This window comes from Neisseria sp. 74A18, assembly GCF_001308005.1.
In the GTDB taxonomy this organism is placed as follows: Bacteria; Pseudomonadota; Gammaproteobacteria; order Burkholderiales; family Neisseriaceae; genus Neisseria; species Neisseria dumasiana.
This window is the reverse complement of the sequence record NZ_LGZA01000036.1, coordinates 13678-27238: the sequence shown is the minus strand read 5'-3', so window position 1 is coordinate 27238 and position 13561 is coordinate 13678. Positions and strand designations below refer to the sequence as shown.

13 protein-coding genes and 2 pseudogenes are annotated in these 13561 nt (G+C 48.9%); 10 read left to right on the top strand and 5 right to left on the bottom strand.

Annotation, left to right across the window (positions count from 1 at the left end; translation table 11 throughout):
• Together AKG43_RS12515 and AKG43_RS10305 are read left to right on the top strand one after the other, a co-directional pair.
• Window positions 1-151, top strand: a pseudogene (locus AKG43_RS12515) (IS1595 family transposase); the annotation flags it as partial.
• 208 nt (window positions 152-359) lie between these two features.
• Entirely contained in the window at window positions 360-1526 is a 1167-nt protein-coding gene (locus AKG43_RS10305; RefSeq protein ID WP_054600474.1) for a polyamine ABC transporter substrate-binding protein, read from the top strand.
• A gap of 209 nt (window positions 1527-1735) precedes the next feature.
• Here the strand turns inward: AKG43_RS10305 and AKG43_RS12510 are convergent, their stop codons facing one another.
• Complete coding sequence (locus AKG43_RS12510; protein WP_082403063.1) at window positions 1736-1894, bottom strand: DUF1328 family protein; 159 nt, start codon at window positions 1892-1894, stop codon at window positions 1736-1738.
• 521 nt (window positions 1895-2415) lie between these two features.
• Between AKG43_RS12510 and AKG43_RS10300 the strand changes: the two genes are divergently transcribed.
• Window positions 2416-2613: a CsbD family protein gene (locus AKG43_RS10300; protein WP_054600473.1), complete on the top strand. Its 198-nt coding sequence runs from the start codon at window positions 2416-2418 to the stop codon at window positions 2611-2613.
• Between the two features lie 111 nt (window positions 2614-2724).
• Here the strand turns inward: AKG43_RS10300 and AKG43_RS10295 are convergent, their stop codons facing one another.
• From AKG43_RS10295 to AKG43_RS10285, 4 genes and pseudogenes are all read right to left on the bottom strand, one after another.
• On the bottom strand, window positions 2725-3180 hold the full coding sequence (locus AKG43_RS10295) for a DUF494 family protein (protein ID WP_054600472.1): 456 nt from the start codon (window positions 3178-3180) through the stop codon (window positions 2725-2727).
• A gap of 15 nt (window positions 3181-3195) precedes the next feature.
• A complete protein-coding gene (locus AKG43_RS13680; protein ID WP_369799576.1) occupies window positions 3196-3420 on the bottom strand; it encodes a hypothetical protein in 225 nt (74 codons plus the stop codon).
• 30 nt (window positions 3421-3450) lie between these two features.
• Window positions 3451-4341 (bottom strand): annotated as a pseudogene (dprA, locus tag AKG43_RS10290) (DNA-processing protein DprA); the annotation flags it as partial.
• Window positions 4342-4556: 215 nt separating this feature from the next.
• The gene (locus AKG43_RS10285) at window positions 4557-5834 is read right to left on the bottom strand and encodes a LysM peptidoglycan-binding domain-containing protein (RefSeq protein WP_054600470.1); all 1278 of its coding nucleotides are present in this window, start codon (window positions 5832-5834) and stop codon (window positions 4557-4559) included.
• 168 nt (window positions 5835-6002) lie between these two features.
• Between AKG43_RS10285 and def the strand changes: the two genes are divergently transcribed.
• From def to AKG43_RS10250, 7 genes are all read left to right on the top strand, one after another.
• On the top strand, window positions 6003-6506 hold the full coding sequence (gene def / locus AKG43_RS10280; protein ID WP_054600469.1) for a peptide deformylase: 504 nt from the start codon (window positions 6003-6005) through the stop codon (window positions 6504-6506).
• A 27-nt stretch (window positions 6507-6533) separates the two neighbouring features.
• Entirely contained in the window at window positions 6534-7457 is a 924-nt protein-coding gene (gene fmt / locus AKG43_RS10275) for a methionyl-tRNA formyltransferase (protein ID WP_054600468.1), read from the top strand.
• The gene (gene rsmB, locus AKG43_RS10270) at window positions 7454-8713 is read left to right on the top strand and encodes a 16S rRNA (cytosine(967)-C(5))-methyltransferase RsmB (protein WP_054600467.1); all 1260 of its coding nucleotides are present in this window, start codon (window positions 7454-7456) and stop codon (window positions 8711-8713) included. Before fmt ends, rsmB begins: the two co-directional genes overlap by 4 nt.
• Window positions 8679-9272 carry a DUF4390 domain-containing protein gene (locus tag AKG43_RS10265; protein ID WP_054600466.1) on the top strand — a complete coding sequence of 198 codons (594 nt, stop codon included), beginning with the start codon at window positions 8679-8681 and terminating at the stop codon, window positions 9270-9272. Before rsmB ends, AKG43_RS10265 begins: the two co-directional genes overlap by 35 nt.
• Window positions 9273-9276: 4 nt before the next feature.
• Window positions 9277-11388 (top strand): HAMP domain-containing histidine kinase, encoded by a 2112-nt coding sequence (locus AKG43_RS10260; RefSeq protein ID WP_054600465.1) that lies wholly within the window; start codon window positions 9277-9279, stop codon window positions 11386-11388.
• Window positions 11389-11393: 5 nt separating this feature from the next.
• Window positions 11394-12680 (top strand): sigma-54 dependent transcriptional regulator, encoded by a 1287-nt coding sequence (locus AKG43_RS10255; RefSeq protein WP_054600464.1) that lies wholly within the window; start codon window positions 11394-11396, stop codon window positions 12678-12680.
• Window positions 12681-12933: 253 nt separating this feature from the next.
• Entirely contained in the window at window positions 12934-13419 is a 486-nt protein-coding gene (locus AKG43_RS10250; RefSeq protein ID WP_054600463.1) for a DUF4112 domain-containing protein, read from the top strand.
• The last annotated feature ends 142 nt before the right edge of the window (window positions 13420-13561 follow it).

Here is a 13561-nt window from a genome sequence, read left to right as displayed (position 1 = left end):
TTTTTGGAATCAGGCGAAACGTGTCTTGCGCAAATACAACGGAATCGACCGAAAATCTTTTCCTCTGTTCTTGAAAGAATGTGAGTTTCGTTTTAACTTCGGGACACCAAAGCAGCAGTTAAAAACTCTGCGGCTTTGGTGTGGTATTTAGGGCTAATCTACTTCAGCCCCAAAAATTATTGTTTATGATGAAAAACCTATCCGAAGCCGTGTTAAAAAATGTTTGTTTTTACGTTGTAAGGTCTTGCATCTCAAAGGATTTTGCCGTTTAATTCGCCCTGCTGCACGCAGCCTCACTGCCTCTGCATGGTTTATATTTTTTTGTACCGCCTACGGTACGTTTTTTAAAGGATAAGAACATGAAAAAAACTTGGTTGGTTTCTGCTGCGGCAGGATTATTTTTAGCCGCATGCGGAGGCTCGGGCAATACCGATTCACAAAAAACCGCAGAGAACACGGCCTCAAGCACCGCGCAGCCAACAGCTGCCGCACCCGCAACAGGCAAACTCAATATCTACAATTGGTCGGATTACGTTGATCCTGCCACCGTTAGCGAATTTGAAAAAGCCAACAGCGTTAAAGTACGCTACGACTTTTACGACAGCAACGAAACGCTTGAAGCCAAAGTGCTTACCGGCAAATCAGGCTACGATTTGGTTGCTCCCTCGATTGCCAACGTAGGCCGCCAAATCAAAGCCGGCGCTTATCAGGAAATCGACAAAAATTTAATTCCCAACTACAACAATATCGATCCTGAATTATTGTCTATGATGGACAAAGTCGATCCGGGTAACAAATACGCCGTGCCCTACTTCTGGGGCATCAATACGCTCGCCATCAATAAAGACCAAGTAACCAAAGCCTTAGGCACCGACAAACTGCCCGAAAACGAATGGGATTTGGTATTCAACCCCGAATACACGGCCAAACTGAAATCGTGCGGCATCAGCTTTCTCGACAGCCCGACCGAACAAATTCCGCTCGGTTTGAATTACATCGGCAAAGATACCAACAGCGAAAATGCTGACGATTTGAAAGCGGCTGTCGATATGATGAAAAAAGTACGCCCCGACGTTAAACGCTTCAGCTCGTCAGGCTATATCGACGATATGGCAGCAGGCAACCTTTGCGTGGCCATCGGCTACGGCGGCGATTTGAATATTGCCAAAAACCGTGCCAAAGATGCCAAAAACGGCGTCAACATCGAGGTACTCACTCCCAAAACCGGTGTAGGTATCTGGATTGATTCTTTCATGATTCCGAAAGATGCCCAAAATGCTGCCAACGCCCACAAATACATCAACTACACGCTTGATCCGCAAGTGGCTGCGAAAAACGGTAATTTCGTTACCTATGCTCCCGCCAGCAAACCCGCCCGCGATTTAATGGAAAAATCATTTGCCGAAGATAACTCCATCTTCCCGAGCGATGAAGTAAAAGCCAAGAGCTTTGTGGTTTTGCCCAAATCAGCCGATGCAGTGAAACTGAGTGTCCGCCTATGGCAGGGACTGAAGGCAGGCCAATAAAGACCGAAAGTTTGAAAGGCATGGCTTTTTAATCATGTTTCTTTAATCAAAATAATAAAAAGCACCGCATATTGCGGTGCTTTTTTCTCATCATTTCAACAAATATAGTCACTCAACTTTTATAAGAAGCCGAAATATTTAGACAATAAAAAAGCCATCTGTATTCAGACGGCCTCATTCTTTATTTCATTTAAGCCTTAAAAGTCTATTTATCTTTTACGGCCGAAGATCAAAGACAACACGGCCAAAATCAAAAAGCCGATGAAAAGAATCTTTGCAATACCGGCAGCACTACCTGCGATACCACCGAAGCCGAAGATACCTGCAATAATAGCAATAACAAAGAAAATGATTGAATAACGTAACATGGTTTTTTTTCCTTTTTTGAATTAAAACAATCTGATGTGTGACATCTGAGTGATACCGCTTTCCCGCTTCCCACATCTAAAACAGATATACAGAAGCTACGGAATACATGCACAGTAACATGCACCTAACAATTCTCCAATTGCATAATTTAACTTAAATCATAAAATTAAAAGGTTTCACACTGCAGCAAAAATTTAAAGCAATAAAAAGTAAATAATTTGAATTAAATTGTTACAAGCTCATAACCGCAAAAAATAACCCATTGATAAAAATAAATTTTTATAAAACAGCTAAAATGCAACATTAAATATTTTTGACAAATATTGCAAATTTGTAAGCAATTTTAAAAATAAAACAACCAAGCCTATGATTTTATTTATCTTTTAAAATTAATTTAGTTAAATTATCTGCAATTTCCTTGAAAACACAACAAACTGCACTTAAATGTTTTCTACACCGGCAACGGTGTATCACACACTTTATATTATTCAACAGATAAATGTTAAAGAAAGGAATCCAGATGAATTGGGATCAAATCGAAGGAAAATGGGATCAGTTTGTTGGCAAAGCGAAAGAAAAATGGGGTGAATTAACCGATGACGATCTGAAAGTTGCAGAAGGAAAACGCGACCAATTGGCCGGTAAACTTCAAGAACGCTATGGTTACACCAAAGAGCAAGCTGAAAAAGAATTGGATGATTGGATGAACAGCAACTAATTGCTGCTACATATCTATTCTATCCTCGCGAATATCGCTATAAAACCCGCATAAAGCGGGTTTTTCTTTTTATTTGTTTAAAGCGTGGTAGTTTGTGCAGACGACAAATAATCAGTGCATAACTGCTTTACCGTGCAAAGCCATCATCAACTCTTCACCAATTAATGCAGGCAATTCCGATTTGTGCGCCCATAAAACCAGCAAAGTCAGCACTTTTGCCATGTCTACGGTAATCTCGTCAGGCGGCAAATGCAACAAAGCGTGCACCACAAATTCGCGTTGTTCTCCATTAATCGCCTGAACACGATCTAAGAAATACAGTAAATTCACAACGTCGTGAGGTAACGATTCCAGTTCTTCCCAACTGTAAACACGCATCACGCCGCTACGGTATTGTGTTTCTTCTACCTCCGGGCTGTTAGCCAACACTTCCAACAACATCAATGCTTGGTTGATTTCAATATCACTAAAACCGATATCTTCTAGAATCTGCCCTAAGTCTGAGGGTGGCGGGCAGGCTTCCAAGTCGTAAAAGTGTTTGATTAAAAAGGCGATTACATCAGCCATGATATATCCTTATTGTTATTTGATTCTTTGATAGCGTCCGCCCGGCATCGGGGAAACGATTTTCTCCAGCTCCAGTTCGAGCAACTGCGCATATATATCGGCAGCAGAAAGGTTTAGCTGCTCTGCCAAACTGTCGGGATGCACAGGGCTGTATCCCATTGCGGCTAAAAGCGGATGTTCAGACGGCCCCCGTGTGTGTGTTTGGGTATGTGTTTGTTGTTCCTGCCCTTGTTGCTGCAATTTTATTTGCCCGGTTTTATCTTGACTAATTGTTGAGTTCAACAATTGCGGACATTCGAGCAAAATATCGTCTAAACATTCTACTAATTTAGCGCCTTCTTTTATCAACTTATGGCAACCCTTACTGTGCGGGTTATCAATCGATCCGGGCACAGCCATAACCTCCCGCCCCATATCGGCCGCCAGTTTGGCTGTAATCAGCGAACCTGATTCGGGCGCGGCTTCTACAACCAATACTGCTTTTGATAAAGCGGCTATCAGGCGGTTTCGCCGGGGGAAATTTCCTGCCAACGGGCGGGTATTCAATGGAAATTCGCTAACAATCAATCCGTTGTCGGCAATCTGATAAGCCAAATTTTTATTTGCTTGAGGATAAATTCTGTCTATTCCCGTTCCCCATACAGCAACAGTCCCACCCTTAGTGCTTAACGCCCCTTGATGGGCTGCCGTATCAATGCCGGAGGCCATACCCGAAACCACACCGACACCCTCTTCACCCAACGCATGGCCGAAATCACAGGCGATTCGCATGGCTTGGGGCGTGGCATGTCGGCTGCCGACGATGGCTACCGAAGAATGGTGCAGCAATTCGACACGCCCCCTTAAAAACAACAACGGCGGAGGTGTAAGGCCTTCTGTCAACATTAAGGGAAAGTCGTTGTCGCAAAGCAACATCAAACGGCAATTTTCCTGCTGCTCCCATGCTAACGCAGCTTCTGCCGCCGCAACGGCTTGGCTGTTGTCTCCTTTCCATGCTGCTACTGCTTGTTTGTGGCAAACCAGCTGCCGCACGCTTTCCGCCGGAGCGGCCAATACAGCTTCAGCTGTACCGTAATGCTTGATTAAATTCAAGAAACTTTCAGCCCCGATATAGGGTGTAAGCGCAAGCTGTATCCATGCGGCTCTTTCGGAATCATTCATGGCAAACCCCGTAATGTTTGCATTCACTCGCAAATTAGTAATGTGAGTGATATTTTTGTGTTTTGTATTTTATATTTTTTGTAATGGTTTGTTAACCATTTTCAAGAATAATTTACGGAAACCGCCTAAAAAAAGGGGAAAATGTGTCGTGAAAATACCAATAAAAAAGCACACATTGCTGTGTGCTTTTTCAGACGGCCTATTACAGGCCTGTTTTAGTAGAGATTTATATTGCTTTTGATATTGTATTCATTATGCTCGGTATCGTGCGATTCTTGTGGTGCATTCGGCACATGTCTCGCATCGTCTGCCATATTATCCAAATCTTGACCCGGCTCTGAAGCAGTATCACCAATGTTAATATTGGTTAAGCTTTCCAAAATAATGGCTGAAGCCAAATGTTCGCTGGTGCGGTAAACCATCGCCAAACCAACTTCTTCAGAAGGAATAGAAACGTATTTCACCACGCTGCGGCCTTTGCCGCCGTTTTCCAAATCTACTTTTACTTGGCGGCTGCGCTTGTATAAGCTCAAAACCGTACCTTTGTCCAAGCCGTCGGCTTCGCCTTTATTCAAGGTAATGGTTTGGAATTGGCCGGCTTCACTCACGCCGTCAAAAATAGACACGACTTTTGCATCAATATGGCGGCTTGGTGCATGCGGCATCATTTGGAAACTGTCGCGCTCATCCGTCATTTTCAATAGGAAGTCACCCTTGCGTACTTCAGACACGGCTTCTTCTACCACCATAGGCTGTGCGGTTTGGGTAGGCACTTTTACCAAAGGATGCAGACGTGTGTAATATTCGTTGTTCGGCAAATATTGGGCATCTTTCTCACTACGGGCATCCAAAGCACTGTTGGTGTAAGGCAGCGTGCTGACGATACCGCTGAACACCACTTCTTGCCCCAAATATTTCTTGGTTTCAGGATCAACAATATCTTTGCGGGCACGATACACCAGATAACGACCCGGTTCGGCAATACCGTAGGCATATACACGGTCGCCTTTGCTGTAAAGGATGCGGTTGTCGGGGCCGTCGATCAAACGCGGTGCATCTTGTGTTTGCATTTGCGGAATCACTTGCGGATGCTGCATAAACATACGGTAGAAATTCACGTTAACGGTTTGAATACCGTAGCCTGACGATACTTCGCGCACCCGGGGTGCCAATTTGACTACCGGAATACCGTCGCGATAGGAAGATGCGTTGTCAAAACCAAGGCGCGGTTGGCCGTTTACATAGCGCAACACCAAAACCTGCCCCGGATAAATCATATGCGGATTGCGGATTTCGCTGCGGTTTGCTCCCCACAAGCGGTTCCATTGCCACGGGCTGTAAAGGTATTTGCCCGAAATGCCCCATAATGTATCGCCCTGCTTGACCACATAACGCTGAGGCGCATCGGGACGGACTTTCAGCCCGGCTGCCACGGCTTGGCCCGAAAATGCCAAACCTAAGGTGCAAAGCAAGGTTATAATACGTTTCTGCATAACTGCTCCCCTTGAAATCGAAATTGATTGTCTTTAATTAACTTTAACAATGAGCATAACGGCTCTTTGCGGATACGACATGTAATAAAATCTGCGTAATATTTTATCACTGAATATTGCCGTTATCATAGCATCAAGCACACATATTTTTACATTAGAGATTAAATTATGGCATTACTTAACATACTCCAGTATCCCGACGAACGCCTGCATATTGTTGCGAAACCCGTTGCGGAAATTGATGAGCGCATTCAAACGTTGGTAGGCGACATGCTGGAAACCATGTATGAAGCACGCGGCATCGGCTTGGCGGCAACTCAGGTAAACGTGCACGAACGTGTGGTGGTTATGGATTTGTCGGAAGAGCAAAACGAACCGCGCGTTTTTATCAACCCCACCATTACCCATAAAGACGGCGAAACAACATACGAAGAAGGCTGTTTGTCTGTTCCCGGCATTTACGACACCGTAACCCGCGCCGAACGCGTTACCGTTGAAGCCCTAAATGAAAAGGGCGAAAAATTTACTCTTGAAGCAGACGGCTTGCTGGCTATCTGTATCCAACACGAGCTTGATCACTTGGCCGGAAAAGTATTTGTAGAATATCTATCTACATTAAAACAGAACCGAATCAAAACCAAATTGAAAAAACGCGCCAAGCACAATCTATAACCTTTTGTTCAGACGGCCTTTTATCTTATGAAAGTTATTTTTGCCGGCACGCCCGATTTTGCCGCTTCCGCCTTATCGGCCATCGCCGAGGCCGGGTTTGAAATCCCTCTGGTGCTTACCCAGCCCGACCGCCCCAAAGGACGGGGCATGCAGCTCCAGCCAAGCCCCGTAAAGCAAACGGCGCTTAACTTGGGTTTAACCGTAGCCCAGCCGCAAAGCCTGCGCCATGAAGACGCTCAGGAACTGTTGCGCAAACAACACGCCGATGTGATGGTGGTGGCGGCTTACGGCCTGATTCTGCCTCAAGCGGTGCTGGATATTCCCAAGCACGGCTGCCTGAATATTCACGCCTCTCTCTTGCCGCGCTGGCGGGGAGCCGCGCCTATACAGCGTGCCATTGAGGCGGGAGACGCAGAAACAGGCGTGTGCATTATGCAGATGGATGCGGGATTAGACACGGGCAATGTCGTCAGCGAACACCGCTATGCCATTCTAAGCACCGATACTGCGGCAAACGTACATGACGCTTTGGCTGAAATCGGGGCGCAAGCCATTGTCGCTGATTTGCAACGCTTAGATCAGGAAGGCCGTCTGAAAAGCATCCCGCAACCGGAAAACGGTGTAACGTATGCGCAAAAATTAAACAAAGAAGAAGCGCGTATCGATTGGAACGAACCTGCGCAGCTTATCGAACGTAAAATCAGGGCATTCAACCCCGTGCCCGCTGCATGGACTGTATATCAGGGCAAACCTTTAAAAATATGGCGCGCCGAAGTGATTGACCGGCAAGGAGAGCCGGGCACGGTATTGCAGTGCCGTTCAGACGGCCTGATTGTTGCGTGCGGCCAACAGGCACTGAATATTACCGAACTGCAACCGGCCGGCAGCAAGCGCATGGACATCGCCGCGTTTGCGGCGGGGAACCGTATAGAAGCGGGAGAACACCTGTGAGCATGGCTTTGGCGCAAAAATTAGCGGCAGACACCGTAACCGCGGTGGCTTCCGGTCAAAACCTGCAAGATGTGTTGGCGCAAATAAAGGCTGACCATCCCGATTTAAGCGCCCAAGAAAGCGGCGCCCTGCAGGATATTGCCTACGGTTGCCAGCGTTACGGCGGCAGTTTGCGTTATATGCTCGGTAAAATGTTGAACAAGCCGATTACCGAACCTAAGCTTGAAAGCCTGCTGATTGCAGCACTCTACCAACTGAACCACACTACTAACGCACCCCATGCCGTAGTAAACGAAGCCGTTGATACCGCAGCCAAAATAGGCAAAGGGCAATACCGTTCGTTTACCAATGCCATTTTGCGCCGCTTCCTGCGCGAACGCGACAAGCTCAATGCCGGCTGCAAGCATAACGATGTTGCCAAATACAATTTGCCCGAATGGTGGATACGCTATCTGCAAAACCATTATCCGAAGCATTGGCACAACATGGTGGCCGCATGGCAACAGCACCCGCCGATGACATTACGCGTCAACCGGCGTCGCGGCGATGCCCATGCTTATCTTAAGCAGCTTGAGCAGGAAGGAATCGCCGCCGTTGCGCTAAACGACCATGCCGTCATGCTTGCCGAAGCCGTGCCCGTCAGCCGCCTGCCCGGTTTTTCAGACGGCCTCGTATCCGTGCAAGACTGGGGTGCACAACAAGCGGCCCACATTCTGAACCCGCAAAACGGCGAACGCATTCTCGACGCTTGCGCCGCCCCCGGGGGCAAAACCGGCCACATTCTCGAATGGGCCGATTGCAACGTTACTGCGCTGGATATCGACGCAGGCCGTCTGAAACGTGTTGCCGACAACCTGAACAGATTAAACGTGCAAGCCGAATCACTCCAATGTGCCGATGCGCGCGATTTGCACAAATGGTACGACGGCCGGCCTTTCGACGCCATCTTGGCCGACGTGCCTTGCACCGCTTCCGGCGTATTGAAACGCAACCCCGACATCAGATGGCTGCGCCGCCCCGGAGATGCCGTAAAAACCGCGCGCCAACAGGAAACACTTCTCGACGCACTCTGGCAGACCCTGACGAAAAACGGCAGGATGCTGCTGGCCACCTGCTCGGTATTCGTAGAAGAAAACGAGCAGCAACTGAATAAATTTTTAAACCACCATGCCGATGCCCGCTGCATCGAATCGCGTGTGCTTTTACCCAACAAACAGCAAGATGGCTTTTATTACGCACTTATTGAAAAACAGTAAATTACTGTTACTGCCCATTCTGCTGGCCGCTTCTTTTCAGACGGCCGCAGAAGGGATAAGTGCAACCCGCTCGCAGGCCGTACTGACCCAATCCGGGCAGATGTCGGTAAGCAGCCGCTTCAAAACCGTTCTGCCCGACCAGCTCAAACAGGCCCTCAATCAAGGCGTGCCGTTGAATTTCACCCTGAATTACCAACTGTCCGCCCCCACAATTGCCGCCTACCGTTTCAAGTTCGAGCAGCTGGTCGGCCATGACAACACCATTCAATACAAACTTTCCTACCATCCGCTTACCAACCGCTACCGCGTAACCGTAGGCACTTTCTCTACCGAATACAACAGCTTGGATACGGCTTTGCGCGGCGTGGGCGCAGTCGCCAACTGGAAAGTGCTGGCCAACGGCGCACTCAACGGCGTTACCGCCAAAGAAACCAAAGCCGAAATACGGTTGTCGTTAAGCACATCGCAACTCCCCAAACCTTTTCAAATCAACGCGCTCACTTCCAAAAGCTGGCAACTGGATTCCGGCTGGCAATCCCTAACCGTTACGAAGGAGTAAAGCCGTGCGTTACTTTCTGCTGATTGCCGGACTGCTTTCCTTCATTTCCCTGTATGTGTTAACGCTGGCAACCGAAAACGACAGCGATTTGGGGCATTATTTCTGGTGGATCATTGCCGCCAGCGGTGCTTTGGTCGCCGTGCTGTTGGCATTGCTGGTGCGCTATGTGCGCCTGCTGCTGCGCGATCTGCGCAAAGGCGTGTTCGGTTCCCAAATCGCCCGCCGTCTGGCCGGCATGTTTACATTGGTTGCCGTATTGCCGGGATTGTTTTTGTTCGGCGTATCTGCCCAATTTATCTCCAACAGCATCAACTCATGGTTCGGCAACGACACGCACGAAGCCTTGGAGCGCGGCTTGAATCTGAGCAAATCGGCATTGAACCTTTCGCTCGACAATGCCGTCCGCCAAGCCGTACCCATTCAAATCGATTTAATCGGAGCAGCCTCTCTGGGCAAAAACCTGTCCGATACGCTTAAAGGCCTGCCCGGAAGCGAACGCTTTGATCAGCTCGCCGTTTACCATATCGACAACAACACGGCCGATGTTGTGCGCAACGTTCAAAACCTACCTGCTCCGCGACTAGACGACTCCGCCAGCCAAATGCTCGCCAACACCGGCTCGGCCAGCAGCATCGAAAACCTCAATAACGTTTTATACGCCCAAGGCTGGATGATTTTAGACAACGGCGAAAACCGTTCCCGTGCGCTGTTTTTCAGGCAGGCCGTTCCCGCAGGCGTGGCGGAAGATGCCACACTTATCGAAGCAGCACGCGCCAAATATGCCGAGCTGACCTATGCCAAGCAGGGTCTGCAAACGTTCTTTCTCGTTACATTGCTGGCGGCCACCCTGTTGGCCATTATGCTGGCATTGGTAATGGCTCTTTATTTTGCCCGCCGTTTTGTCGAGCCGGTGCTTTCGCTGGCAGAAGGCGCGCGTGCGGTGGCGCAAGGCGATTTCTCTCAAAAACGGCCGATTTTCCGTAACGACGAATTCGGCAGGCTCACCCATCTGTTCAACCACATGACCGAGCAGTTGAGCATTGCCCAAGCGGCCAACGAACGCAACCGCCTGCAACAAGAAGCCGCACGCCACTATTTGGAATGCGTATTGGAAACGCTGACCACCGGCGTAGTTACCATAGACGACAAAGGCCGTCTGAAAACATACAACCACAGTGCCGAAGCAATATTCGGTATTTCATTGGAAAGCATGGTCGGCACCAGCTGGTATGAATGGCACGGGCAATCGCCCCAGCAAGCCGTATTGGCCGAAACATTCGCCTCGATTATCGATACCGCTCCCGTCGACAAACCCGTGCAGCTCAGCTATGCCGCACCCGACGAATCGCGCATTTTATTGGCCAAAGCCACCATTTTGCCCGACGACAACGATAACGGCATCGTGATGGTGTTTGACGACATTACCGCTTTGGTCAGAGCGCAAAAAGAAGCAGCTTGGGGCGAAGTAGCCAAACGGCTGGCTCATGAAATCCGCAACCCGCTCACCCCCATCCAGCTTTCCGCCGAAAGATTGGCATGGAAATTGCATGACAAGCTCAGCGGTCAAGACGCACAAATTCTCACGCGTTCTACCGACACGATTGTCAAACAGGTAGCGGCATTGAAAGAGATGGTTGAAGCCTTCCGAAACTATGCCCGTGCGCCCGCACTCAAACTCGAACAGCTTGATTTAAACCAAATTATCGAAGAAGTTTTGCTGCTATACGAAGGCAGCAAGTGTACATTCGAGGCCGATTTGAGTAATATATCTTATTCAATCGCCGCCGATACCACCGCGATGCGGCAGGTTCTGCACAACATTTTCAAAAATGCAGCCGAAGCCGCAGAAGGCGAAACTTACCCGCTGGTAAAAGTATCCACGCAAGCTGCCGACGACAACCAAGTGCTGCTCACCGTGAGCAACAACGGCAAAAGTTTCAGCAAAGACATGCTGCAACACGCTTTCGAGCCTTATGTTACCGACAAACCCACAGGCACCGGCTTGGGCTTGCCCGTGGTAAAGAAAATTATCGAAGAACATGGCGGCCGCATCACCTTGTCCAACCCACCGGAAGGCGGCGCGGCTGTTAATATAGCCTTACCCAGATTGGTATAAACATTATGCGCAGTACTGATATCTTAATTGTTGATGACGAAATCGGCATCCGTGATCTTCTTTCTGAAATTCTGCAAGACGAAGGGTACACCGTAACCCTTGCCGAAAATGCCGAAGAAGCCCGCCAGCTCCGCCACCAAACACGCCCGGCCATGGTACTGCTGGATATCTGGATGCCCGACTGCGACGGCATCACGCTGTTGAAAGAATGGGCGAAAAACGGCCAGCTCAATATGCCCGTGGTGATGATGAGCGGCCATGCCAGCATCGATACTGCCGTTGAAGCCACCAAAATCGGCGCATTGGATTTTCTCGAAAAACCCATCGCCCTGCAAAAACTGCTCAGCACCGTCGACCGCGCCTTGAAATACGGCGAAATGCAGGCGGCATCGGGCCTGTCGCTCGACAAACTCGGCAACAGCCCCTCCGTGCAGGAACTGAACCGCGTGCTGGAATCGGCCGTTAAACAAAACAAACCCGTGCTGCTCTCGGGCGAACCGGGTTCTCCGTTTGAACTGGTGGCGCGCTATTTCCACAAAAACGGTACGCCGTGGGTGGAGCCGGGCAAAACCGAACACATCGTCGATATTCCGTTGGAGCTTTTGCAAAAAGCGGGCGGCGGTATTCTCTATTTGGGCGACATTGCCCAATACAGCCGCAGCATCCAGCAAGGTATCGCCTTTTTACTGACCAAAGCGGAACGCAGCAATGTGCGCATTATCTGCGCCAGCAGCCGCCCTTTAAACGAATCGGCCGAACATTCGATAATCGATACCAAACTGAAAGAAGCCCTTTCCGCTTGTGTGATTCAGATTCCGCCCTTGCGTAATCAGGCCGACGATATCGTGTTTTTGGTTGACCAAATTCTGAGCGAACTTGCCGAAACGCAAAAAATACCGCTGGTCAAATTCAGCACCGGTGCATTGAATATCCTGCGCCAATACGACTGGCCGGGCAATCTCGACCAATTGCGCAGCGTGGTCAAAAATTTGGCCATCACCGCCGAAAACAGCGCGGTGGAAGAGCAGGCCGTTAATGCAGTGCTGGGCGGGCAAATGAACCACGCGCCTGTTTCGGAAATGGTCGGCGGTTTCAATTTCAATATGCCTTTGCGTGAATTGCGCGAAGAGTTGGAACGACGCTATTTTGAATACCATATCGTTCAAGAAAGCCACAACATGAGCCGCGTGGCGCAGAAAGTAGGTTTGGAAAGAACGCACCTCTACCGCAAACTGAAACAGCTGGGCATTAATTTCTCCCGCCGCAACAGCGACAAATCCAATGACGATTAAAGCCCGCTGAACATTTCAGACGGCCTCCTGTGTCTTATCAAAATCCCCGAACATGCTTGATAACATGCTCGGGGCTTTTTATGAATATTCTGTATTTTTACCGCCGGTCATCTTATTCAGACGGCCTCAGATGTTGCGTGAATAATATTGCGGCTTCAATCATCGGCAATCTATTCGGCGCACCATATATCCGCCGCCTAGCCGTATATTGAGCGCACACAACTGTTTGTTTTAAATAAATCTAAAGATAATCATGAACCATCCTACCCCCATCAGACACAATGCTTTGCAAAGAAGCCGCAGCTATCACGCGGCGAAAGAAATCAGCCGCTATCTTGACGACTACTATATCGACGGCATACTGGGTTTAATCCCCGTGGCGGGCGATGTGGTTTCACAAAGCTTCCACGCCGTGTTTCTGTATTTGGCGGCGGTGAAACTGCGTTCGGCCAGATTGACTGTGGTTGTGCTGTTCAACAGCCTGATGGACATCTTGATCGGCCTGATTCCTTTTTTGGGCGACGTGCTGGACTTTATCAATAAGTCGCACAAGCGCAATTTTGCCCTGATTGAAGGTTTCGCCTTGGGCGACAAAGCCGTGATCAGCCAAGTAAACCGCAGAGCGGCGATGGCGGCAGTGGGCATTTTGCTGCTGTTGGCGTGCATCGTGTTGCTGCTGAAATGGTCGTGGGCATTGATGGTATGGCTTTACCATTGGCTGCCGACGCTTTTTGCTTGACAGCGGTAACGGAAAACAGGCATCGGATTGCCGCTTTTTCCTTGCGCTAAACGCGCAGGCGAAGATGAAATATGCTTTTTTGATGATATAAAGCAGAAATTAAGAAACTTGTCGGCATATAGGCCGTCTGAATAGGTTTTCA

What these genes read in the sequence shown, in the direction of transcription:
- fmt (WP_054600468.1), top strand. Translation starts at nt 6,534, where the DNA reads ATGAAAGTTATTTTTGCCGGCACGCCCGATTTTGCCGCTTCCGCCTTA.
- AKG43_RS12510 (WP_082403063.1), bottom strand. Translation starts at nt 1,894, where the DNA reads ATGTTACGTTATTCAATCATTTTCTTTGTTATTGCTATTATTGCAGGT.
- AKG43_RS10295 (WP_054600472.1), bottom strand. Translation starts at nt 3,180, where the DNA reads ATGGCTGATGTAATCGCCTTTTTAATCAAACACTTTTACGACTTGGAA.
- AKG43_RS10305 (WP_054600474.1), top strand. Translation starts at nt 360, where the DNA reads ATGAAAAAAACTTGGTTGGTTTCTGCTGCGGCAGGATTATTTTTAGCC.
- AKG43_RS10255 (WP_054600464.1), top strand. Translation starts at nt 11,394, where the DNA reads ATGCGCAGTACTGATATCTTAATTGTTGATGACGAAATCGGCATCCGT.
- def (WP_054600469.1), top strand. Translation starts at nt 6,003, where the DNA reads ATGGCATTACTTAACATACTCCAGTATCCCGACGAACGCCTGCATATT.
- AKG43_RS10250 (WP_054600463.1), top strand. Translation starts at nt 12,934, where the DNA reads ATGAACCATCCTACCCCCATCAGACACAATGCTTTGCAAAGAAGCCGC.
- AKG43_RS10265 (WP_054600466.1), top strand. Translation starts at nt 8,679, where the DNA reads ATGGCTTTTATTACGCACTTATTGAAAAACAGTAAATTACTGTTACTG.
- AKG43_RS10285 (WP_054600470.1), bottom strand. Translation starts at nt 5,834, where the DNA reads ATGCAGAAACGTATTATAACCTTGCTTTGCACCTTAGGTTTGGCATTT.
- AKG43_RS10300 (WP_054600473.1), top strand. Translation starts at nt 2,416, where the DNA reads ATGAATTGGGATCAAATCGAAGGAAAATGGGATCAGTTTGTTGGCAAA.